A 20,688-nucleotide genomic window follows, 5' to 3' on the forward strand; every position below is an offset into this window, starting at 1 on the left:
AGGCACCCCGACGCATTGAAACGTTCAAAAACCGACGCACCCGGCCCCGCCGGGTGCGTCGGGTGCGCCGGTCCGGCAGCGGTTGCGATCAGTCCAGGTCCGCCTGCACGTACGGCGTCAGCCTCACGGGCCCCACGAGGCCGTGGTCCTGGCGTGCGACGCCGCCGAACACGGCCGGCTGAGCGGCCCGGAGGCGGTTGATCAGCGGGGTCGCCACCTCGACCTCCAGCGTGTTCTCGCCGCTCCGCAGCAGGGTGCCGAGGTCGACGACGGGGTGCAGCCGGTCGGCCGGGGCGAGCCGGGTGCCGTTGACGGTCACCCGGAACGTGTCGCTGACCTGCCCGAGGTCCAACAGCGCACCGTGGGACGCGTCCCACTCGGCCGGCAGGGTGACCGTGGTGCGGTACCGGCCGATGCCCGCCGAGTCGGCCAGCTCGGGGATCCGCGACCAGGGCAGGAGGGCGTCGAGCGTCACCGTCCTGCGCACCTTCTCGGTCTTCGTCGCCGTGGCACCGGGGTACCAGTCCTCGACCTCCAGCTGCCAGCGGGCCGGGGCGATCGGTTCGGGGACGGACGGGACGGCCGTGGTGACCGTGCGCCCCGTCGACAGCCGCGTCGTGCGGGTGCCCGCCGTCGTCGCCCGTACCGCCAGGCCCCGCCGGGTGAAGAGCACCGCGTCGGCGTCCGTGGCCACCGCGTACGGGCGGTCGCCGTCGCGGTCGCCGAACAGTCCGGGCCGGCCCAGCGCGACGATCGCCGTCTGCCCGGGCTGGAGCGTGACGCGCAGGGTGAAGCCGTCGCCGTCACGGGTGTACCGGGCGAGCCGTACGGCCTCGCCCGTCCACGGGTCGAGCAGGTACGGCACCGCGGCACCGCCCCGGGTGCGGCGCAGCGTCACCTCGTGGTCGATCGCCGCCACGGGCGGCTTGACGGTCTCGGCGTGCTTGCCGTTGCACAGGTAGTAGAAGTCCGCCTCCGCGGTGGCCCGGTGCGCGTTGAGCAGGGTGGAGGCGGTGGCGTAGCGCGCGTCGGGCGTCACGCCGAGCCGGGTGAGCGCGTCCCCGATCGCCGTCTTGTCGGTGACGCGGACGACGTGGGGCAGGGCCAGCAGGCGGGCGAGAACCTCGCGCAGCCGGTCCGTCTCGCCCGGCGCGGGCACGCCCGGGGTCAGCGCCTGGTCGAAGGCGCCGAACAGGACGACCGGCAGTCCCGCCTCGGCCAGTTCGAGGATCCTGCGGGCGTCGGCCAGGGCGAGCGTGGGGGTGGAGGCGTAGAAGAAGTCGCCCTCGACGAACAGCGCCTTGTAGGCGGGGCCGTCCGGGGCGAGCCGGCCGGCGGACACGGTGGCGCTCGGCAGGGCGAGCAGCGGGCCGCTGAGGAACTGGTGGGTCCAGCCGAGCGGGACGCCGGTCGCGGTGAACCAGGACGCGCCGATGCCGGTCGCGCTGTAGCCGGTCTGCCGGAACACGGCGACGTCCACCCTGGGAGTACCGGTCTGCAGAACCCGGTGCACACGGCCGAGGTAGCCGGAGAGGTCGGTGACGTGCTGCCAGGTGGGCTGCCGGGGCCCCCACGACTCGCCGTAGCCGGGCGTGCCGTTGTACGGGCTGAAGGCCGCGAAGCCGGGCCAGCTCACGCCGGGCGCGGTGGCGTAGGAGAAGCCGTGCACGACCGTCTGGTTGACGCCCGCCGCGTAGGCGCCGCCCATGGTGCGCAGGAAGCGGTCCCAGGTCGTGCTGTACGCCGACCCGTTGTACGCGCCCGCCTCGCAGGACAGCACCGTGTGCCCGGCCATGTCGCGGCCGCCGGCCAGGCAGCGGAAGTCGTCGAGGTTCTTGAAGCCGAGGGACTCGCCCTCGGGGACGTCGAGGATCGCCGCCGACGCGATGGCGTCGGTCTGCAGGCCGTACGGCTGCGCGCGCAGGCCCATGCCCAGCGGGTGCGCCCAGTCCCGCAGCGCCCCCAGGTGGTGCCGGTTGAACAGGCCCGACACGGTCTCCCAGAAGTCGTGCCTGATCTGCCGGGTCAGCTGGGCCTCGAACGCGAAGACCTGGTTGCTCTTGTCCAGGACGAGCGCGGGCAGGTACGGCAGCAGCGGCCGTCCGGTGTGCTCCTCGAAGGCGTCGGGCAGCCCGGTGGTCCAGGTCAGGCCGGTGGTCTCCAGTTCCACGGAGTCCTCGAAGAACGTGCCGCCCGCGGCCTTCAGCAGCCGCCGCACGGAGGGGGTCAGCACCTGGCTCTCCCAGTAGCCGGTGACCGCGGCGGTCCCCTCGGCGCTGAGGTGGTCGACGACGTAGGCGGCCGGCGCGGAGTGCGGGCCGGACTCGGGCTGCTGTCCGGAACCGCGCTGCCAGTACGAGATCAGCACCCAGTCCCCGGCTCCGGGCGCCGTCCAGGTCAGCGTCCCGTCCGTGACGGAAGCCGTGAGGTCGCGGACGCTTCCGAAGTCGAGGCCGGTCTCCTTGCGGGTGGCGTTCGCCGGTTCGACGCGGGCCGCCTGTACGGCGAGCAGCCGCTGCCGGGTGACCCCGCCGGCCGCCGCGCGCACGGGCGGCGGCACCGGCCCCTGGTAGGTGGCGCCGGCGGCCACCGGGGCCCGGCCGTAGGCGAGTTCCTGGGCGGCCGCGTCGTCGTCGGGGGTGACGCCGGGCACGGCCACGGGCCAGCTCGGGCCGAGGGTGATGTCGACGGTGACACCCCGTCGGGCGGCCTGGCTCAGCGCCGCCTCCACGCCGTCGCGCCAGGGTTTGCCGCCCCAGCCGTGGCGGGCGGTGTCGAGGACGGACTTGTCCTGGACGCTGTGGTGGACGGCGGCGATCTCGACCCCGCCGAAGCCCGCGTCGGCGATCTGGTCGATCTCCCGGGCGATCTCGTCCGGGTCCACCAGGCCGTCGGGCCACCACCACCGGAACCGGGGGCGCACCGCCCGCGCGGGGTCCGCGAACCAGTCGCCGCCGGGCCCGGTCCCGCCGTCGGCGGCGCGTGCGACCGCGCCAGGCGACGTGGCCCCGAGCGCCACGGCGGTGGCGGCGGCCACGCCGGCGGTCAGGACCGAACGACGGGAGGGACCGCCGGCTTGCGAGTTGTGTCGATGCATGAGTGCGTCCCAGGGAGGTTCAGGGGAGGAACCAGCGATTGAATCGTTTCAATCAGCTGTGAACGACTGGACGCTAAGCCGCCCCTCCCGGCGGGGTCAAGATGTCGGCGCCACATTGCCCTTCGGCGCTACGGCGACTCCCCCGCCCTGCGCCGCAGCAGTTCCCGTTCGCGCCCGTTGCGGGCCAGCCCGGCCGCCCGGGCGAACTCGGCGCGCGCCTCGGCCGTCCGGCCCAGCCGTCGCAGCAGGTCACCGCGCACGCTGGGCAGCAGGTGGTAGTCGCGCAGGGCGGGTTCGGCGGCGAGGGCGTCCACGATGTCCAGCCCCGCGGCCGGGCCCTGGTCCATGGCGACGGCGACGGCGCGGTTCAGTTCGACGACCGGGGACGGGAAGCGGGCGGCGAGCAGGCCGTACAGGGTGGCGATGGTGCGCCAGTCGGTCTCCTCGTAGGTGTAGGCGTGCGCGTGGCAGGCGGCGATGGCGGCCTGGAGCGCGTAGCGGCCGGGGGCGCCGGCGGCGGTCGCGTCGGCCCTGGCCAGGGCGCGGATGCCGCGGGCGATGAGCATGCGGTTCCAGCGGCGGCGGTTCTGGTCCTCCAGCAGGACCGGTTCACCGTCCGGGCCGGTGCGGGCGGCCGTGCGGGAGGCCTGGAACTCCAGCAGCGCGGTCAGCGCGTGCACCTCGGGTTCCTTCGGCATCAGGGCGGACAGCACCCGGGCCAGGCGCAGGGCGTCCTCGCACAGGCCGGGGCGCAGCAGGTCGTCGCCGGCGGTGGCCGCGTACCCCTCGTTGAAGATCAGGTAGATGACGTCCAGGACGGAGTCGAGGCGCGCCTCGCGGTCGGGGCCGTAGGGCACCTCGAAGGCGACGTTCCTTCTGGCGAGGGTCTTCTTGGCCCGGACGATGCGCTGGGCGACCGTCGGCTCCGGGACCAGGTAGGCGCGGGCGATCTCGGCCGTGGTCAGGCCGCCCAGCAGCCGCAGGGTGAGCGCGGTGCGGGCCTCGGCGGAGAGCACCGGATGGCAGGTGGTGAAGACCAGGCGGAGCAGGTCGTCGTCGATGTCCTCGGGGTCGGCGGGCTCCTCGGGCGGGACCGTCTCCGGCAGGTCCCGGCCGATCTCGCGCAGCTTGCGGGCGTAGGTCTCCCGGCGCCGGACGAGGTCGACGGCGCGGTGGCGGGCGGTGGCCATGAGCCAGGCGCCGGGGTTGTCCGGCACGCCGTCCCGGGGCCACCGCTCCAGGGCCGCGACCAGGGCGTCCTGCGCCAGTTCCTCGGCGATGCCGACGTCCCGCACGATCCGGGCGACGCCGGCGATCACCCGCGGGGACTCCAGGCGGAAGACGGTCTCGATGGCGCGCACGGCGGTGGGCCGTGGCGCGGTGGGCTGTGGTTCCACAGCCCACCATGCAACACCCCCGTACGGCAGGGCGCCAGGGATCTCAGCCCTCGGCGATCTCGCGCACCTCGCAGGTCACGGTCCAGAAGTCCTCGTGGACCTGCACGAACCGCTGGGCCCACTCCAGGGCCTCGGCCTTGTCCTTGCACTGCATGATCGCGTAGCCGCCGACGACCTCCTTGGTCTCGGTGAACGGGCCGTCGGTCACCGACAGCGTGCCGCCCTCCCAGCGCACCCGGGTGCCCTGGGCGGTCGGGGTGAGACCGGCGGTGTCGAGCATCACGCCGGCCTTGGTGACCTCCTCGATCAGTTCACCCATCCGCTGCATCAGCTGCTCGCTGGGGCCCTCGGCGGGCGCGGAGGACTCGTCGATGCGCACGAGGGAGAGGTAGCGGGGCATGGTGGCTCCTTCGGTAGGGGCGGCGGGGCCTGTCCCCGCCACTCACCCATGCGTCGAACGGGAGACACCCGGATCGACACGCTCACGAGAGAACTTCCGGAATTTTCTTCCGGCGGCGCCCCCTCTCCCGTCGCGGTCCAGGGTCTTTCGTTCGGATCAGGCCGGACCCCGCGAGCCCGGCGTGATCCAAACGAGCCCTAGCGCAGTACCGCCCCGAACGCCGACTTCGTGTACGGCGCCCCGATCTTCTTGCCGCTGACGGAGAGCGCCCCGTCCGCCGTGACGCCCGAGGCAGCGCCGCGCAGCACCGTCACCGCGCCGTTGCGGCCGTTCTCGCCGGGCGCGCCGACGGCCAGGTCGGCGTGGCCGTCCCGGTCGGTGTCGAGCAGGGCGGTCGCCGCGCCGAAGGTGTCGGCCAGCTCGCTCGCGCCGGGCACCCCGGGCGTGCCCTGGGTGATCTGCTGCGCGTTCGTGGCGGTGAGCCCGGAGCTGCCGCCCTGCAGGACGACGACGGCTCCGGCGGCGTCGTCGTAGCCCAGCTCCTTGTTCGGCGCGCCGATGACGAGGTCGTCGATGCCGTCTCCGGTGATGTCCCCGGTGGACAGGGCGGCGCCGAAGTTGTCGACCTCGTCGGCCGTGCCCGGCACGCCCGGGGTGGACTGGCTGTAGGACTTCCAGCCGCTCTGCGGGCCGGGGCCGGACGGCGAGCCGTACGCCACCCGCACCAGGGCGTCGTCGGGCTCGCCGACCGCGACGTCGTCGTATCCGTCGCCGTCGAGGTCGCCGAGGGCGACGGCTCCCCCGCCGCCGGGTACGGCGCCCTGGGCGGTGAGGCCGGTGGGGGTGCCGGTGTAGAAGCGGGTGCAGTAGGAGCCGTCGCCGCAGTAGACGCGCAGCGCCAGGTCGGTGCGGCCGTCGCCGTTCACGTCGCCGGTGGCGCCCCCGTGGACGTCGACGTACTTCAGGTAGCCGGCGTCGAACGACTTCTTCGCGGCCGGCGTGCCGGAGCGGGTGAACGGGCCGGACCAGACCGCGCCGGTGCTGCCGTTCGGGTCGTCCCCGCCGGCCGGGGTGGTGCGGAAGACGGCCAGGTCGAGCCTGCCGTCGCCGTTGAAGTCGCCGGTCTGGGTGTCGCTCGCGGCCACCGAGGTGCTGCGCGAGCCGCTCAGGCCGCTCTTGCCGCCCCAGAAGACGACCGCGTCGCCCTTGCCGGAGGAGGTGGCGACGACCAGGTCGGCGTACCCGTCCCCGTCCAGGTCGCCCCGGGACAGCCGGCCGCCGAAGCCCTGCTTCCCGGCGGCGGCGCCGGGGACGCCGGTGGTGCTGCGGCTGAGGACGGTGTGCCGGTCCGCCGACACACCGTGCGGGCCGCCGTACACGACGGCGACGTACCCGGCTCCGCTCTGCCCGGAGACGGTGGCCTTGGGGGCGGCGACGGCCAGGTCGGCGTACCCGTCGCCGTTGAAGTCGTCGTGGACGGGCACGGCGGGCTTCGCCGACGCGGCCGGGACGGCGAGCCCGAGGGCGGTGACGCCCAGGGCCACGGGCAGCGCCCAGCGGGCGTGCGAACGCAGCGAGAACAAAGGAACAACCCCCTGTGTACGGTGACTGGTCACCGCAGGAGACTCGCGCGCCCCGGGGATGGTTGTACCGGTCAACGCAGCGACGCCCAGAGCTTGTTGGCCGCCGGCTGCCTCGCCACCACCCGGTTGGGGTCGGAGGGCGCGGTGACGACCGGCATCATCACCGTCCGCACCCGGCCGGCCGGCAGGCCCCGCAGGCTCTCGCCGAGCCGGGTCAGTTCGCCGAGGGAGTCCAGGCCGGTGTCCGTGGTGAGGCTCGCGGTGACGGCGTCGGCGACCCGGTACAGCTTCGCCGGGTCGGTGAGCAGGTCGGTGGCGGCCATCTGCGTCAGCAGGGCCTTGACCAGCTTCTGCTGGAGGCCTATGCGGCCGAGGTCGCTGCCGTCGCCTATGCCGTGCCGGGTGCGGGCCAGGGCGAGCGCCCGGGTGCCGTCCAGGTGGTGGGTGCCGGCCTTCAGGTGCAGGTGGCTCCTGTCGTCGTCGATGTCCTGGGCGGTGGTGACGGTGACCCCGCCGAGGGCGTCCACCAGCTTGGCGAAGCCGGCGAAGTCGATCTCGAGGTAGTGGTCCATGCGGACGCCGGTCATCGCCTCGACGGTCTTGACGGCGCACACCGGGCCGCCGACCGCGTAGGCGCTGTTGAACATCGCCTGGTGGGCCACGGCGGTCGAGCCTCCGGAGGGCAGCGGGCAGGACGGGCGGGTGACCAGGGTGTCGCGCGGGATGCTGACGACGGTCGCCCTGGTCCGGCCGGTGTCGACGTGCACGACCATCGCGGTGTCGGAGCGGGCGCCGGAGCTGTCGCCGCCCCCGAGCTTCCTGTTGTCCTTGCCGCTGCGCGAGTCGGAGCCGAGGACCAGGATGTTCAGGGCCCCGGTGGGCAGCGGGGCGGCCGATGCGGAGGTGGAGGCGGCCGGGCCGGCCACCGCCCGCGCGGGACGGTCGTCGCCGAGCGCGCCGTCGATGTCGACGCTGCGGATGTTGTGGTTCAGGTGCCAGTAGGCCCAGGCCGCGGTGGCCGAGCCGAGCACCAGGGCACCTGCCAGGAGCAGGCCGGCGGCCTTCAGTACGCCGGGCCGCCGGCCGCTCCGTCTGCCTTCGTCGCCGTTCTCGTCGTGTCCGGTCACGGCAGGAACGTAAATCCGGATTATTAGCGGACTGTTAGCGGAAGCCGTGAGAGTCGGTTTTCTTGCGGAATTCTCATCCCAGAGTCACCGTGGGCACCGGATTGCTCCCGCTCCACGAGCCGTTGAACCCGAACGACACCGAACCGCCGTCCGGCACCGACCCGTTGTACGAGGCGTTGGCGCACGACACCGCGGCGCCGGACTGGGTGCACGTGGCGTTCCAGGCCTGGGTGATCTTCTGGCCCGAGCCGAAGTTCCAGTTCACCTTCCACCCCGACAGCGAGGCGCCGGAGCAGGAAAGCGTGACCTCGCCGGTGAAGCCGTCGTTCCACTGGCTGCTCACGGTGTAGGCGGCGGTGCAGGCGCCGCCCGTCGGCGGTGGCGGGGTGGTCGTCGTGCCGCCCAGGGCCTCCGCGATGCCGTAGTACGCCGGTTTCGGCGCGTAGTTGTCGTCGTACGGCGTCGCCGCCCCGTAGCCGGGGAAGGTGCCCGGCACCCAGGAGTCGCTGTCGGCGAAGCCCCACACGGTCACGTCGACACACCGGGTGACGGCCGCGCAGGCGGCCACCACGGACTTGAAGTCGGCCTTCTGCTGGGTGAGTCTCGTGCTGTCGGCGGGGGTCTGCATCCTGATGTCCAGCTCGGTGATCGCCACGTCCACGCCGAGGTCGGCGAAGCGCTGGATGTTCTGCTGGAGCGTGGAGGGCACCTGGCCGAGGATCAGGTGGGCCTGCAGGCCCACGCCGTCGATCGGGACGCCCTGCGCCTTGAGGGATCTCACCAGGTTGTACAGGGCGGTGGACTTCGCGTCGACGCCCTCGACGTTGTAGTCGTTGATGTACAGCTTGGCGTCCGGGTCGGCCGCGTGCGCCCAGGTCAGGGCGTTGGCGATGTAGCCGGAGCCGAGGTTGTCGTACCAGATGGTGGAGCGGTAGGTGCCGTCCTCGTTGAACGGCTCGTTCACGACGTCCCAGGCGGCGATCTTGCCCTTGTAGCGGCCCACCTCGGTGTCGATGTGGTCGTGCAGCAGGCTGCCGAGCTGGGCCGGAGTGAAGCCGCCGTTGGTGAGCCAGCTCGGGTTCTGGTTGTGCCAGACCAGGGTGTGGCCGCGTACCTGCTGGTGGTGGGCCTGGGCGAAGGCCACGATCTGGTCGGCCTCGGTCCAGTCGAAGCTGCCCCGGGTGGGCTCGACGCTCCCCCACTTCATGGCGTTGCCCGGGGTCAGCGAGCTGAACTGGGTCCCGGCGACGTCGCCGTAGGCGCCGGTGAGCTTGGAGCCGGTGACGGCGGTGCCGACGACCTTGCCCTTGGCCGCCGCCAGGTCGCGCAGCGGGGTGTCCGCGGCGTGCGCCGCGGGCGCCGTGAGGAACAGCGCCGCTCCGGCCGCGAGGGACGCGAGCGACGCAAGTGACGTCAGGGATAAGCCCGTTCTCAGAGATCTCATCGCGGGTGCCTCCGAAAGTTTCGGTTGAAAAACCGATTGGCTTCGGAGCAGTGTGGGGTGACCCTGGGCACCCGTCAATACGCGTGCCCGCTCACGCCTCCTGCGGCGCCGCCGTGCTCGAGCGCACCACGAGGGTCGTCGCCAGCTCCACCCGGGTGGCCGCCCGCTCGTCCTCGGCGCGTCCCAGTTCCAGCACGAGCCGGGCCGCGGCCTCGGCCATCTCCGTCAGCGGCTGCCGTACGGTCGTCAGCGGCGGGCCCACCCAGCGGGCCACCGGCAGGTCGTCGAAGCCGACCACGCTCAGGTCCTCCGGGACGCGCAGACCCAGCTCGCGCGCGGCCTCGTACAGGCCTAGCGCCTGCAGGTCGTTGCCCGCGAAGACGGCGGTGGGCCGGTCGGGGCGGCGCAGCAGTTCCATGCCCAGGCGGTAGCCGGCGTCGTGGTGGAAGTCGCCGGCCACGATGAGCGAGGGGTCGACGGGCACCCCGGCCGTCTCCAGCGCCGCCCGGTAGCCGTCGACCCGGGCGCGGGCGCACATCATCCGGACGGGCCCGCTGATGGCGCCGATCCGGGTGTGGCCGAGCTCCACCAGGTGGCGGGTGGCGGCGAGGCCGCCCTGCCAGTTGGTGGCGCCGATGGAGGGCACGTCCGGGCCCGGATCGCCGGCCGGGTCCATCACCACGAACGGGATGGACCGGCTGGTCAGCAGGGCCCGCTGCGACTCGTCGAGGCCGGACAGCACGAGGATCACCCCGTGCGGGCGGCGGGCGGCGACCTGGTCGGCCCAGGTCCGGCCCGGGGTGAGCCGCCCGGCCGACTCCGACAGCACCACGCTGAGCCCCGCGTCCCGGGCCACGTTCTCCACGCCCCGGATGACCTCCATCGCCCAGGCGCTCTCCAGCTCATGGAAGACCAGGTCGATCAGCGGGGAACGGGAGGCCTCGGCGCGGCGGCGCCGGTAGCCGTAGGAACGCAGCAGTTCCTCGACGCGGGTGCGGGTGGCGGGGGCGACGTCGGCGCGGCCGTTGAGGACCTTCGAAACAGTCGGAGCGGAGACCCCGGCCTCCCGGGCGATCTCGGCGAGGGTCGCCGTCTGCGTTCCTGCGGGCTTCGAAGGTTTCATGCCGGCGATCGTATCCCCGCGGGACCGTCTGGCGAAGGGGCGCGCTCGGCGGGGTTGCCCCGGAAGATTCGGCTCCCTGACCGAAATATTCGCCACGCCCTGGTGCAGAACGGGGCGCGGTTGGGGCGGGCAACGCGAAACCCCGCCCCCCGTGATCGGGGGCGGGGTTTCAGTGGAGCGCCGGGCAGGCCTTGCACCTGCATTTCCCCGCAGGAAGCGGGGCGTCTTTCCTTGGACCACCAACGCACGTCGTCCGGACCGTTGTTCCGGCCGTTCGCGTGTGATGATCATAGCGCACCTTGGCGGGTGTCCGCACCTTCGAGGTCAGGCGCCCTTGCGCTCGGTCAGGCCGAGCTGGGCCATGATGGCGCCGGTGTCGAGATAGGCGCGGGCTTCCTGGATCTTGTTGTCCTTGACCTCGTAGATGTCGCACGCGTGCACCGTGACGTGCCGGCCGGTGGCGGGCACCGTCCCGGCGTGCAGGATCAGGTCGCCCGTCTGGGTCCCGTCGCCGGTGTACTCGATGACCACCGTGTCCCCCTGGGCCGTGAGGTGGTCGACCGTGAACGTGCCGTCGGGCATCGCGTCGAACAGGGACCTGGCGAGCCGCGTGAAGCCCTCCGGGCCCTTGAGCGTCCTGCCGCTGCCCTCCTCGACCAGGGTGCAGTCGGGCGCCACCGACTCCGCGATGGCCTCGTAGTCGCGGTTGTTCCACGCCGAGAAGAGGTCGCGGATGAACCTTTCGGTGTCCTGTGCCATGGGAGCCTCCGTCTTCCCCGAGCCGGGGCGCTCTCCCGATGAGTCCGAGCAGCCCTCCCTCCATGCTGGCGCCGGGCCAGGGCGCCTGCATCTCGGCGGTCCGGGCTATTCCCCGTCGGCGGACTCGAACCGCCACCGGTGCACCGGCCGCGTCACCAACGGGGCGTCCGGCTCGGGCAGTTCGGGCAGGTCGGCGTCGTACGGCGCGTCCCACCACGTGATCACCAGCACCCGGTCCTGCGGCGCCCGGAAGGTCTCCCGGCGCACCGGCTCCGGGGCGAGGCCCTGGCCGCGCACCCAGGCCAGCAGCTCCTCGCCCCGGCCCGCGGCGGCCCGGGCCTCCCACATCAGGGCGACCGTCACGAGTACAGGTTCCCGGCGCCGGCCTCGTGCACGTGGTCGTGGCCGTGCCCGGGGACGTGAGGATCCGTCACCGGCAGGGAGGAGTCGGCGGACAGGTCCCAGCTCGATGCGGCCCGGCCCCGGGCGACCATCTCGGCGCCGAGCGCCGCGACCATCGCGCCGTTGTCCGTGCACAGCTTGGGACGCGGGACGCGCAGCCGGATGCCGGACGCCTCGCAGCGCTCCTGCGCCAGGGCGCGCAGCCGCGAGTTGGCGGCCACGCCACCGCCGATCATCAGGTGGTCGACGCCCTCGTCCTTGCAGGCGCGCACCGCCTTGCGGGTCAGGACGTCGACGACGGCCTCCTGGAAGGAGGCGGCCACGTCGCGGACCGGGACCTCCTCGCCGGCCGCCCGCTTGGCCTCGATCCAGCGGGCCACCGCCGTCTTCAGCCCGGAGAAGGAGAAGTCGTACAGCGGGTCGCGCGGGCCGGTCAGGCCGCGCGGGAAGGCGATCGCCGCCGGGTCGCCCTCCCGGGCGTAGCGGTCGATGACCGGGCCGCCCGGGAAGCCGAGGTCCAGCACGCGGGCGATCTTGTCGAAGGCCTCGCCGGCCGCGTCGTCGATGGTGGACCCCAGCGGGCGGACGTCGGAGGTGATGTCCGAGGACAGCAGCAGCGAGGAGTGGCCGCCGGACACCAGCAGCGCCATCGTCGGCTCGGGCAGCGGGCCGTGCTCCAGCTGGTCCACGCAGATGTGCGAGGCGAGGTGGTTGACGCCGTAGAGCGGCTTGCCGAGCGCGTAGGCGTACGCCTTGGCCGCCGAGACGCCGACGAGCAGCGCGCCCGCGAGGCCGGGACCCGCGGTCACGGCCACGCCGTCGAGGTCGCGGGCGGAGACGCCCGCCTGTTTCAGCGCGCGGTCGATGGTCGGGACCATCGCCTCCAGGTGCGCGCGGGAGGCGACCTCGGGGACGACGCCGCCGAAACGGGCGTGCTCGTCGACACTGGAGGCGACGGCGTCCGCCAGCAGGGTGGTGCCGCGGACGATGCCGACGCCGGTCTCGTCGCAGGAGGTCTCGATGCCGAGGACGAGGGGTTCGTCAGCCATTGATCTCGGTTCCTTGTACGGATGCGGAGGGGTCGGTGAGGCGCATCACCAGGGCGTCGACGTTCCCCGGCTGGTAGTAGCCGCGCCGGAAGCCGACGGGTTCGAAGCCGAAGCGCTCGTACAGCTTCTGGGCGGGGAGGTTGTCGACCCGGCACTCGAGCATCACCTCGTGACACTCGAAGGCGGTGGCCGCCCGCAGCAGGTCGGACAGCAGCCGCGCGCCCAGGCCGGTGCCCTGGTGGTCGCGGGCGACGGCGATGGTCTGGACGTCGCCCAGGTCCCCGGAGGCGGTCAGGCCGGCGTACCCGAGGATCCGGCCGGCCTCCGCCGTCTCCTCGGCTTCCCCGGCTTCCCCGGTCTCTCCCGTCTCCCCCGTCTCCTCGGCGACTACGTACCGGCGGGTCGCCCCGGGGCCCCGGGAGTGGGCCAGCTCGGACCAGAACATGCCCCGGGACCAGGCGTCCTGGGGAAAGAGGTCCTTCTCCAGACCCAGCACCGGGTCGATGTCCCACCAGCGCATCTCGCGCAGTCGTACGGTCACTTCGGCGTGACCACCTTGTAGTTCCTGGGGACCTGCGCGTCCGGGCGGCGCAGGTACAGCGGACGGGGCGCCGGCAGCTCCTCGCCCGCGGCCAGCTTCCCGGCGGCGAGCGAGGCGAGGGCGGCGGCCGAGACGTGTTCGGGCTCGTGGGCGCTCGGGAAGGTGTCCGGGTAGAGCAGCGCGCCCGCGCCGACGGCCGGGAGCCCGGCGACCCGCTCGGCGATGTCGGCGGGCCGGTCGACGGCCGGGTCGGTCAGGCGCGTGTGCGAGTCGGCGTACGTGGCCCAGTAGACCTCCTTGCGCCGGGCGTCGGTCGCCACGACGAAGGGGCCCTTCTCGATGTCGGCGGCGTAGGCGAGGCCGTCCAGCGTGCACACGCCGTGCACGGGGACGCCGAGCGCAAGGCCGAAGGTGTCGGCGGTCATCAGGCCGACGCGCAGACCGGTGTACGGCCCGGGCCCGATGCCCACGACGATCCCGGTGACGGCGTCCAGTCTGAGCCCGGCCTCGGCGAGCACGCGGTCGACGGCCGGCAGCAGCAGCTCTCCGTGCCGGCGCGCGTCCACCTGGGTCGAGGAGGCGATGACGTCCGTGCCGTCGTGCAGCGCGACGGTGACGGCGGGGGTGGCGGTATCCAGAGCGAGCAAGAGCACGCGAACAGCCTACGGCGCCCGCGCCTCGCGCACGGCCGCCCCGGACGGACGGTCACCGACTGCTACGGTTCGTACGAAGTACGACATATGGTACGAGGCAGAGGTGGGCGCACGTGGCAGGGAGCAGTTCGGGGATCGTGGCCTGCCTCACCGCGGCGGCCGTCGGAACCGTCGGATTCCTCGCCTACCAGGCACGGGCGACCGTCCCGGCCAGTCTGAGCGGCCGGCCCGGTCCGAGCGCCTCGCACGCGCCGGCCACCACCAAGGCCCCCCGCGACCCGCGCAACCCGGCCGCCCTGCCGAGCGGCTCCGGTACGGGTGAACGGGTCGTGTACTCGGTGGACGACGACCGGGTCTGGCTGGTCGACGAGCACAACCAGGTGCTGCGCAGCTTCGGCGTGAACCCCGGCACCGTCGACCCGCCGGTGGGCACGTACTGGGTCACGTCCCGGTCCAACGCGGTCACCGGCACGGACGGCGTGCCCATCGAGCACGTGGTGCGGTTCACCAGCGTGGACGGGGTGGTGATCGGCTTCAGCGCGGTGGTCGGCGTCGGCGCGGACACGACGACGGGGAGCGTCAAGACGGGCGGGATCCGGGAGCGGCGGGAGGACGGCGACGCGATGTGGAAGTTCGCCACGATCGGTGAGCGGGTGGTGGTGATCCGCTAGGGGCCGGGGCCTGGAGGGTCTAGGCAGCCTGCGGCCGCTTCTCGGCCCGTCCCGGGCGCTCGGGGTCCGGCGCGCGGGGCGGCCGGGAGACCGCGTCCGCCGCCGCGCAGGACGCCAGGAGTTCACGCATGGACACGCCGGTCGCTTCGGTGCGCAGGGACGGCCGGGCCGGCCGCGCCGGGGGGCGGGATGCGGTCATGGACGCCTCCTGAAGTGCGAGGGCCGGCGTGGTTAGGCACGCCTAACCACGGGCTGACTCCCATGTGACCACGCCCGGGGTGCGCTGCGCAATATGGTGCCGACACGGTGTCGGGAACCGGCGGGAGATCCCGCGGGCGGATCCGACGTGGCCGGTCAGGCGGCCAGGGTCTCCAGGCCGGCCTCCGCCCACCGCTCCCCGAGCCCGGTCAGCGTCACGTGGCGCACCTCGTCCACGGTGTCGCCGACGGCGCGGTGGATGACGACCTGCAGCCGGTCCTCGGTCAGCTCCTCGACCTTGCCCTCGCCCCACTCCACGACGATCACCGAGTCGGGCAGGGAGACGTCGAGGTCCAGGTCCTCCATCTCGTCGAGGCCGCCGGAGAGCCGGTAGGCGTCGACGTGGACCAGGGGCGGGCCACCGCCCAGAGAGGGGTGCACACGGGCGATCACGAAGGTCGGCGAGGTGACGGCGCCGCGCACCCCGAGCCCCTCGCCGAGCCCGCGGGTCAGCGTCGTCTTGCCCGCGCCCAGCTCCCCGGTGAGCATGACCAGGTCGCCCGCGCGCAGCAGCTTGGCGAGGCGCCGGCCCAGGTCCCGCATCTGCTCGGGAGAGGTGACGGTCAGCCGGGTCTCAGCGGGGTTGTGCGGTGCTGCTGGTGCTTCCATAACCGCTAACGGTAGCCCCTGCCGGCACGGCGCCCGCGCGGGTGAGCAGGTCGGCGAGGCGGTCGGTGACCACTTCCGGGTGCTCCAGCATCACCAGGTGCCCGGCGTCCGGCACGAGCACCAGTTCGGCGTCCGGCAGCAGGTCGGCGATGGCCTCGCTGTGCTCGCTGGGCGTGACCAGGTCCTGCACACCGGCCAGCACGAGCACCGGGAAGTCCCGGAAGCAGGCGAGGGCCTCGGTCTTGTCGTGGTCGGTGAAGGCCGGGTAGAACTGCGCGACCACGTCGATGGGCGTCGCCTCGATCATCCGCTCGGCGAACCGCTCGACGGCCGGGTCGACGTCCCGGGAGGCGAAGGAGTACCGCTTGATGACCCCGGCGAACAGGTCGGCGGTGGCCCGGCGCCCCTTCTCCACCAGCTCCGCCTGCTGGCCGAGCGCCTTCAGCACACCGGGGAGGATCCGGCGCACCGCGTTGACGCCGGCCACCGGGAGCCCGAAGTTGACCTCGCCCATCCGCCCCGACGAGGTGCCGACGAAGGCGGTGGCGACGACCCGGTCGCGGATCAGCTCCGGGAACTGGGCGGCCAGCGCCATCATGGTCATCCCGCCCATGGAGTGCCCGACCAGCACGATCGGCCCGGTCGGCACGGCCGCGTCGATGACCGCCTTCAGGTCGCGGCCGAGCTGGTCGATGGTGACGGGCGCGCCGTCCCGGGTCTGTGCCACGCCCCGCCCGGACCGGCCGTGGCTGCGCTGGTCCCAGTGCACGGTCCGGACGACCCCGCGCAGAGCGGCGCGCTGGAAGTGCCAGGAGTCCTGGCTGAGGCAGTAGCCGTGGCAGAAGACGACGGTGACCGGGGCGGGCGCCTTGCGTCCGAAGAGCCGCCGGCGGCGCGGGGAGACACCGGGGCCCGGGTCCGGCTCGACGTCGTCGACCTCGTAGTACAGCTCGGTGCCGTCGTCGGCGTACGCCTTGCCCGGCGTGCCGCGCAGGGTGCCGTAGGGGCCCGCGGAGTCCAGCGCGAGCCGCGCCTTCCTGCGCATCCCGCGGCCGACCGTCATCCGCTCGATGGCGACCCCGGCGGCCGCGCCCGCGGCGAGCACGCCTATCGCGGCGCCGGCGAGGCCGGTCGCCCTGCGCAGGCTCCCGGCCGCCCCCGCGGCGGAGGCGGCGGCCGCCGAGGCGACGACGTCCGCCACGGCCTCCGCACTGCTCTCGCTCACGTACCGCTCCTCTTCGCCGTACTGCAGTTCGCTGGGTGAGTGAAACAGGTGGTACCGCTGTGGTGCTCGCTTGTCCGTGTTGCCCTCGGGGACCGGTGTAACCGGCCGCGGGAAGTGCACCGCCCCCCGAAGGGACTACCCCGCTTGTTCCCCGTTCACATAGACGCGCGGAACGCGGGTTCCGATCCGTGTCACGATCTCGTAGGCGATCGTGCCGCAGGCCTGCGCCCAGTCCTCGGCGGTGGGCTCGCCGCGGTCGCCGGGGCCGAAGAGCACCGCCTCCGCGCCCACCGGGGGCTCGTCGCCGCCCAGGTCCACCACGAACTGGTCCATGGCCACGCGTCCGGCGACGGTCCGCCACTTGCCGTCCACCAGCACGGGCCCGGTGCCGGAGGCGTGCCGGGGGACGCCGTCCGCGTAGCCGACGGGGACGAGGCCGAGGGTGGTGGCGCCCGGGGTGACGTAGTGGTGGCCGTAGCTGACGCCGTGTCCGGCGGGGACGTGCTTGACCAGCGCGAGGGAGGCGCTCAGCGTCATCACCGGGCGCAGGCCGAAGTCGGCCGGGGTGCCGATCTCCGGGCTCGGCGACACGCCGTACGTGGCGATGCCGGGCCGGACGAGGTCGAAGTGGGTCTCGGGGAGGGCGAGGGTGGCCGGCGAGTTGGCGATGTGCCGCACCTCGGGGCGCACGCCCTGCTGCTCGGCGTACGCGACCATCTCCCGGAAGCGGGTGAGCTGGGCGGCGATGGAGGGGTGCCCGGGTTCGTCGGCGCAGGCGAAGTGGGACCACAGGCCGGTGACCCGGACCAGCCCCTCGGCCTCGGCGCGGAGCGCCCCGGCGACCAGTTCGGGCCAGTCCGCGGGCTGGCAGCCGTTGCGGCCGAGGCCGGTGTCGGCCTTCAGCTGCACCCGCGCGGGGGTTCCGGCCGACCGGGCGGCCTCGGTGACCTCGCGCAGGGCCCACATGCCGCTCAGCGAGACGTCGATGCCGGCCTCGATCGCCTGCCGCCAGGGGCCGCCCGGCACCCACAGCCAGCACAGCATCCGCGTGTCCAGGCCGGCGGCGCGCAGCGCGAGGGCCTCCTCGGGGGTGGCCGTGCCGAGCCAGGTCGCGCCCGCCTCGACGGCCGCGCGGGCACACGGCACCGCGCCGTGGCCGTACGCGTCCGACTTGACGACGGCCATCACGGCCGCACCCGACGCCCGGGCGCGCAGAGCCCGCACGTTGGCCCGGAGGGCACCCAGATCGATCTCGGCCCGGGCCCGCAGGGGCGCGGTCGGCACAGCACCAGTCTCACTCATCGCGCCCCCAGTCTCTCAGAGGCCTCCGGGCACTCCGGGCCCAGGACCGGCGACGACCCGCGCGATCCACCTCACCCGCGCGTCACGCCCCGCCACGCCGCCGGAATCCGCGCGGCGACATCGTGCGCCCCCACCGGCGCCCCCCGCGCCGCGAACCGGCCCGCCAGACCGTGCAGGTAGGCCGCCACACTCCCGGCATCCCGCGCAGGCAGCCCCGCCGCCAGCAGCGACCCGGCGAGCCCGGACAGCACGTCCCCGCCGGGCTCACCCGGCGATCCACCTCACCCGCGCGTCACGCCCCGCCACGCCGCCGGAATCCGCGCGGCGACATCGTGCGCCCCCACCGGCGCCCCCCGCGCCGCGAACCGGCCCGCCAGACCGTGCAGGTAGGCCGCCACACTCCCGGCATCCCGCGCAGGCAGCCCCGCCGCCAGCAGCGACCCGGCGAGCCCGGACAGCACGTCCCCGCTGCCGGCCGTGGCCAGCCACCCCGTCCCCGTCGGGTTCACCCGCACGGCTCCGCCGCCGGGGTCGGCGACCAGCGTCGTCGACCCCTTCAGCAGCACGGTCGCCCGGAACCGCGCCGCCAGTTCCCGCACCGCGGCCAGCCGCGCGCCCTCGACCTCCTCGCGCCGCACGCCCAGCAGCGCCGCCGCCTCGCCCGCGTGAGGGGTCATCAGCGTCGGTGCCGTACGCCCCCGCACCGCGTCCCGGTCGGCCAGCCGCAGCCCGTCCGCGTCGAGCAGCACCGGCACGTCGGTGTCCAGCACCTCCGCCACGGTCGCCGAGTCCTCCCCGGCGCCCGGCCCGACGACCCACGCCTGCACCCGCCCGGCCTTGGCGGGCCCCTGGTCGGAGACGAGCGTCTCCGGGTAGCGGGCGATGACCGCGTCCCCGGCCGGGCCGACGTAGCGGACGGCACCGGCCCCGCCGCGCAGCGCCCCGGACACGGCGAGCACGGCGGCCCCCGGGTACCGCGCCGACCCGGCCGCGATGCCCACCACGCCGCGCCGGTACTTGTCGCTCTCCGCCGCCGGCACCGGCAGCAGCCGCGCCACGTCGGCGTGCTGCAGCGCCTCCAGCTCGGGGTCGGGCGGCAGTTCGAGCCCGATGTCCACCAGCCGCACGGTCCCGGCGTACTCCCGCGCGGGGTCGATCAGCAGCCCGGGCTTGTGCGTGCCGAAGGTCACGGTGAGGTCGGCCCGGAGCGCCGCCCCGCGCACCTCACCGGTGTCCGCCTCGACCCCGCTGGGCAGGTCCACGGCGACGACGGCGGCCCGGGACCGCGCCACGGCCTCGGCCACGGCCCGCGCCTCGGGCCGCAGCCCGCCCTTCCCGCCGATGCCGACGATCCCGTCGACGACGAGACCGGCCCGCTCGATCGCCCGCCCGGCGCCCTCGGCCGCGGCGATGGTTCCGCCGGCCCTGCGCAGAGCGGCGAGGCCACCCCGGTGGGTCCGTTCGGGGCCCGCCAGCAGGACGGCCGTGACCCCGGCCCCCCGGCGCGCCAGCCGGGCCCCGGCGTACAGCGCGTCCCCGCCGTTGTCGCCGCTGCCGACGAGCAGCACCACCCGGCCGCCGTACACCCGCCCGAGCATCTCGGCACAGGCGGCGGCCAGCCCGGCGGCGGCCCGCTGCATCAGCGCGCCCTCCGGCAGCCGTGCCATCGACGCGCGCTCGGCCGCCCTTACCGTCTCCACGCTGTACGCAGTACGCATGGCTTCGAGTCTGCCCCGGGAGCGCGGCCTTCCACACCCGACCCGCTCAGCCCTCGGCGACCACCACGGCCGAGGCCACGCCCGCGTCGTGGCTGAGCGACACGTGCCAGGCCCGTACGCCGAGTTCCGCCGCCCGCGCGGCGACGGTCCCCTTCACCCGCAGCCGGGGCTGACCGCTGTCCTCGACGTACACCTCGGCGTCGGTCCAGTGCAGCCCGGGCGGCGCCCCCAGGGCCTTGGCGAGGGCCTCCTTGGCGGCGAACCGGGCCGCCAGGGACGCGATGCCCCGCCGCTCCCCGCTGGGCGCCAGCAACTCGCTCCGTACGAACAGCCGATCGGCCAGCCCGGGCGTCCGGTCCAGGGACGCCCGGAACCGGTCGATCTCGGCGACGTCGATTCCGACCCCGATGATGCTCATGCCGAGCACCCTACGGCCCCGCCCCCTCCGTCCCCGCCTTTGTCCCCGGGCCGTTGTCACAGCGGACCGCCGGCCTGCGGCAACTTGATCCGATCACTTCACACACCGTCAGCGTGCCCTGGGGGCCGGCCGGCGCGCCGGTGATTCCCCGGAACAGGGGGCGGACCTGCGCCAGGAGGGCGGCTACCCGTACTCGGCGGAGTCCGGCAACACCGACGTCGGCGCCGTCCGGGGGGTGTGGTTCCTGGCGTCGCGCTGATCTGCCTGACGGAGCGCGTCCGCAAGTGGGCCGCGCGCAAGGGCTGAGGTTCGCCGGGCGGCACCGGCCGTCACCCCTGCGGTGGCTCCGTACGGCCGTCGTCGCCGGGAGGGTGCTCGGCGGCCCGGCGGCGGGCCTCGGCCAGGGCGCGCTCGAAGTCCTCGCGGGCGCGCCGCTGGGTGCCCTCGGCGTCGTGCAGCAGCACGTCGATCTCCTCGGGCGTGGCCTCCACGGGCGGGGGCTCGGTGAGGTCGCCGGCAGCGGCGGTGTTCCCGGTGCCCCGGCGGCGGGCCTCGGCGAAGGCGCGCTCGAAGTCCTCGCGGGCGCGCCGCTGGGTGCCCTCGGCGTCGTGCAGCAGCACGTCGATCTCCTCGGGCGTGGCCTCCACGGGCGGCGGGCCCTCGTCGGTCAGGCGGGCGTGGAGCCAGCGGCATGCCCGGTCCTCGTCCGGGAACCGCTCCAGCACCTCGTGGGTGCCGCGCTCGCGGACCCCCACGATCCACCGGCCGTCACGCTGTTCGAGGACGTAGCGGTCGCCGGGCGGGCGCGGGGCGGGGGTGCAGCCGGGGATGTCGTAGTACGCCTCCGGGACCCCGGCCGCCCGCAGGGCCCGGCAGAGCTGGAAGCGGTCCATGGGGCCAGTCTCCCACCGG

At 74.2% G+C, this 20,688-nt stretch carries 20 protein-coding genes; 1 reads left to right on the top strand and 19 read right to left on the bottom strand.

All coding sequences use genetic code 11. The annotated features are described in order from the left end of the window. Window positions 1-88: 88 nt before the first annotated feature. From AQJ66_RS13730 to tsaB, 12 genes are all read right to left on the bottom strand, one after another. A complete protein-coding gene (locus AQJ66_RS13730; protein ID WP_061920660.1) occupies window positions 89-3,097 on the bottom strand; it encodes a glycosyl hydrolase in 3,009 nt (1,002 codons plus the stop codon). A gap of 128 nt (window positions 3,098-3,225) precedes the next feature. After that, a complete protein-coding gene (locus tag AQJ66_RS13735; protein WP_061920662.1) occupies window positions 3,226-4,494 on the bottom strand; it encodes an RNA polymerase sigma factor in 1,269 nt (422 codons plus the stop codon). A gap of 43 nt (window positions 4,495-4,537) precedes the next feature. Beyond that, on the bottom strand, window positions 4,538-4,894 hold the full coding sequence (locus tag AQJ66_RS13740; RefSeq protein ID WP_061920664.1) for a YciI family protein: 357 nt from the start codon (window positions 4,892-4,894) through the stop codon (window positions 4,538-4,540). Between the two features lie 197 nt (window positions 4,895-5,091). After that, on the bottom strand, window positions 5,092-6,477 hold the full coding sequence (locus tag AQJ66_RS13745) for an FG-GAP and VCBS repeat-containing protein (RefSeq protein ID WP_063804042.1): 1,386 nt from the start codon (window positions 6,475-6,477) through the stop codon (window positions 5,092-5,094). 71 nt (window positions 6,478-6,548) lie between these two features. Then, on the bottom strand, window positions 6,549-7,604 hold the full coding sequence (locus tag AQJ66_RS13750; RefSeq protein WP_208611358.1) for an LCP family protein: 1,056 nt from the start codon (window positions 7,602-7,604) through the stop codon (window positions 6,549-6,551). 73 nt (window positions 7,605-7,677) lie between these two features. Continuing rightward, entirely contained in the window at window positions 7,678-9,048 is a 1,371-nt protein-coding gene (locus tag AQJ66_RS13755) for an endo-1,4-beta-xylanase (RefSeq protein ID WP_061920669.1), read from the bottom strand. Window positions 9,049-9,139: 91 nt separating this feature from the next. Beyond that, window positions 9,140-10,171 (bottom strand): LacI family DNA-binding transcriptional regulator, encoded by a 1,032-nt coding sequence (locus tag AQJ66_RS13760; RefSeq protein WP_061920671.1) that lies wholly within the window; start codon window positions 10,169-10,171, stop codon window positions 9,140-9,142. Window positions 10,172-10,495: 324 nt separating this feature from the next. Then, window positions 10,496-10,930 carry an ester cyclase gene (locus AQJ66_RS13765; RefSeq protein WP_061920673.1) on the bottom strand — a complete coding sequence of 145 codons (435 nt, stop codon included), beginning with the start codon at window positions 10,928-10,930 and terminating at the stop codon, window positions 10,496-10,498. Between the two features lie 105 nt (window positions 10,931-11,035). Continuing rightward, window positions 11,036-11,293: a hypothetical protein gene (locus tag AQJ66_RS13770; protein ID WP_061920674.1), complete on the bottom strand. Its 258-nt coding sequence runs from the start codon at window positions 11,291-11,293 to the stop codon at window positions 11,036-11,038. Further along, window positions 11,290-12,381 (bottom strand): tRNA (adenosine(37)-N6)-threonylcarbamoyltransferase complex transferase subunit TsaD, encoded by a 1,092-nt coding sequence (tsaD, locus tag AQJ66_RS13775; RefSeq protein WP_061920676.1) that lies wholly within the window; start codon window positions 12,379-12,381, stop codon window positions 11,290-11,292. Before tsaD ends, AQJ66_RS13770 begins: the two co-directional genes overlap by 4 nt. Further along, window positions 12,374-12,901, bottom strand: coding sequence for a GNAT family N-acetyltransferase (locus tag AQJ66_RS13780; protein WP_061920907.1), 528 nt, complete (start codon window positions 12,899-12,901; stop codon window positions 12,374-12,376). Before AQJ66_RS13780 ends, tsaD begins: the two co-directional genes overlap by 8 nt. A 17-nt stretch (window positions 12,902-12,918) precedes the next feature. Beyond that, complete coding sequence (gene tsaB, locus AQJ66_RS13785; protein WP_061920679.1) at window positions 12,919-13,575, bottom strand: tRNA (adenosine(37)-N6)-threonylcarbamoyltransferase complex dimerization subunit type 1 TsaB; 657 nt, start codon at window positions 13,573-13,575, stop codon at window positions 12,919-12,921. A gap of 113 nt (window positions 13,576-13,688) precedes the next feature. Here tsaB and AQJ66_RS13790 point away from each other — a divergent pair, with 113 nt between their 5' ends. After that, a complete protein-coding gene (locus tag AQJ66_RS13790; RefSeq protein ID WP_061920680.1) occupies window positions 13,689-14,246 on the top strand; it encodes a hypothetical protein in 558 nt (185 codons plus the stop codon). A gap of 19 nt (window positions 14,247-14,265) precedes the next feature. Here the strand turns inward: AQJ66_RS13790 and AQJ66_RS13795 are convergent, their stop codons facing one another. From AQJ66_RS13795 to AQJ66_RS38295, 7 genes are all read right to left on the bottom strand, one after another. Then, a complete protein-coding gene (locus AQJ66_RS13795; RefSeq protein ID WP_061920682.1) occupies window positions 14,266-14,445 on the bottom strand; it encodes a hypothetical protein in 180 nt (59 codons plus the stop codon). Between the two features lie 155 nt (window positions 14,446-14,600). Then, window positions 14,601-15,113 carry a tRNA (adenosine(37)-N6)-threonylcarbamoyltransferase complex ATPase subunit type 1 TsaE gene (tsaE, locus tag AQJ66_RS13800; RefSeq protein WP_063804043.1) on the bottom strand — a complete coding sequence of 171 codons (513 nt, stop codon included), beginning with the start codon at window positions 15,111-15,113 and terminating at the stop codon, window positions 14,601-14,603. Next, complete coding sequence (locus AQJ66_RS13805; protein WP_061920686.1) at window positions 15,079-16,338, bottom strand: alpha/beta fold hydrolase; 1,260 nt, start codon at window positions 16,336-16,338, stop codon at window positions 15,079-15,081. The genes tsaE and AQJ66_RS13805 overlap by 35 nt, the downstream gene beginning before the upstream one ends. Before the next feature lie 135 nt (window positions 16,339-16,473). Next, entirely contained in the window at window positions 16,474-17,640 is a 1,167-nt protein-coding gene (gene alr / locus AQJ66_RS13810) for an alanine racemase (RefSeq protein WP_061920688.1), read from the bottom strand. A 281-nt stretch (window positions 17,641-17,921) separates the two neighbouring features. Continuing rightward, the gene (locus AQJ66_RS13820) at window positions 17,922-19,358 is read right to left on the bottom strand and encodes an NAD(P)H-hydrate dehydratase (protein ID WP_107118930.1); all 1,437 of its coding nucleotides are present in this window, start codon (window positions 19,356-19,358) and stop codon (window positions 17,922-17,924) included. Window positions 19,359-19,404: 46 nt separating this feature from the next. Further along, entirely contained in the window at window positions 19,405-19,776 is a 372-nt protein-coding gene (locus AQJ66_RS13825; RefSeq protein ID WP_061920912.1) for a holo-ACP synthase, read from the bottom strand. Window positions 19,777-20,105: 329 nt separating this feature from the next. Beyond that, window positions 20,106-20,669: a hypothetical protein gene (locus AQJ66_RS38295; protein WP_063804044.1), complete on the bottom strand. Its 564-nt coding sequence runs from the start codon at window positions 20,667-20,669 to the stop codon at window positions 20,106-20,108. Window positions 20,670-20,688 lie beyond the last annotated feature (19 nt).

The organism is Streptomyces bungoensis (genome assembly GCF_001514215.1).
GTDB classification, from domain to species: domain Bacteria; phylum Actinomycetota; class Actinomycetes; order Streptomycetales; family Streptomycetaceae; genus Streptomyces; species Streptomyces bungoensis.

Coding starts and splice junctions, on each gene's coding strand:
- AQJ66_RS13730 (WP_061920660.1), bottom strand. CDS start 3,097: ATGCATCGACACAACTCGCAAGCCGGCGGTCCCTCCCGTCGTTCGGTC.
- AQJ66_RS13740 (WP_061920664.1), bottom strand. CDS start 4,894: ATGCCCCGCTACCTCTCCCTCGTGCGCATCGACGAGTCCTCCGCGCCC.
- AQJ66_RS13755 (WP_061920669.1), bottom strand. CDS start 9,048: ATGAGATCTCTGAGAACGGGCTTATCCCTGACGTCACTTGCGTCGCTC.
- AQJ66_RS13760 (WP_061920671.1), bottom strand. CDS start 10,171: ATGAAACCTTCGAAGCCCGCAGGAACGCAGACGGCGACCCTCGCCGAG.
- AQJ66_RS13765 (WP_061920673.1), bottom strand. CDS start 10,930: ATGGCACAGGACACCGAAAGGTTCATCCGCGACCTCTTCTCGGCGTGG.
- tsaD (WP_061920676.1), bottom strand. CDS start 12,381: ATGGCTGACGAACCCCTCGTCCTCGGCATCGAGACCTCCTGCGACGAG.
- AQJ66_RS13780 (WP_061920907.1), bottom strand. CDS start 12,901: ATGCGCTGGTGGGACATCGACCCGGTGCTGGGTCTGGAGAAGGACCTC.
- AQJ66_RS13795 (WP_061920682.1), bottom strand. CDS start 14,445: ATGACCGCATCCCGCCCCCCGGCGCGGCCGGCCCGGCCGTCCCTGCGC.
- tsaE (WP_063804043.1), bottom strand. CDS start 15,113: ATGGAAGCACCAGCAGCACCGCACAACCCCGCTGAGACCCGGCTGACC.
- alr (WP_061920688.1), bottom strand. CDS start 17,640: ATGAGTGAGACTGGTGCTGTGCCGACCGCGCCCCTGCGGGCCCGGGCC.
- AQJ66_RS13820 (WP_107118930.1), bottom strand. CDS start 19,358: ATGCGTACTGCGTACAGCGTGGAGACGGTAAGGGCGGCCGAGCGCGCG.
- AQJ66_RS13825 (WP_061920912.1), bottom strand. CDS start 19,776: ATGAGCATCATCGGGGTCGGAATCGACGTCGCCGAGATCGACCGGTTC.
- AQJ66_RS38295 (WP_063804044.1), bottom strand. CDS start 20,669: ATGGACCGCTTCCAGCTCTGCCGGGCCCTGCGGGCGGCCGGGGTCCCG.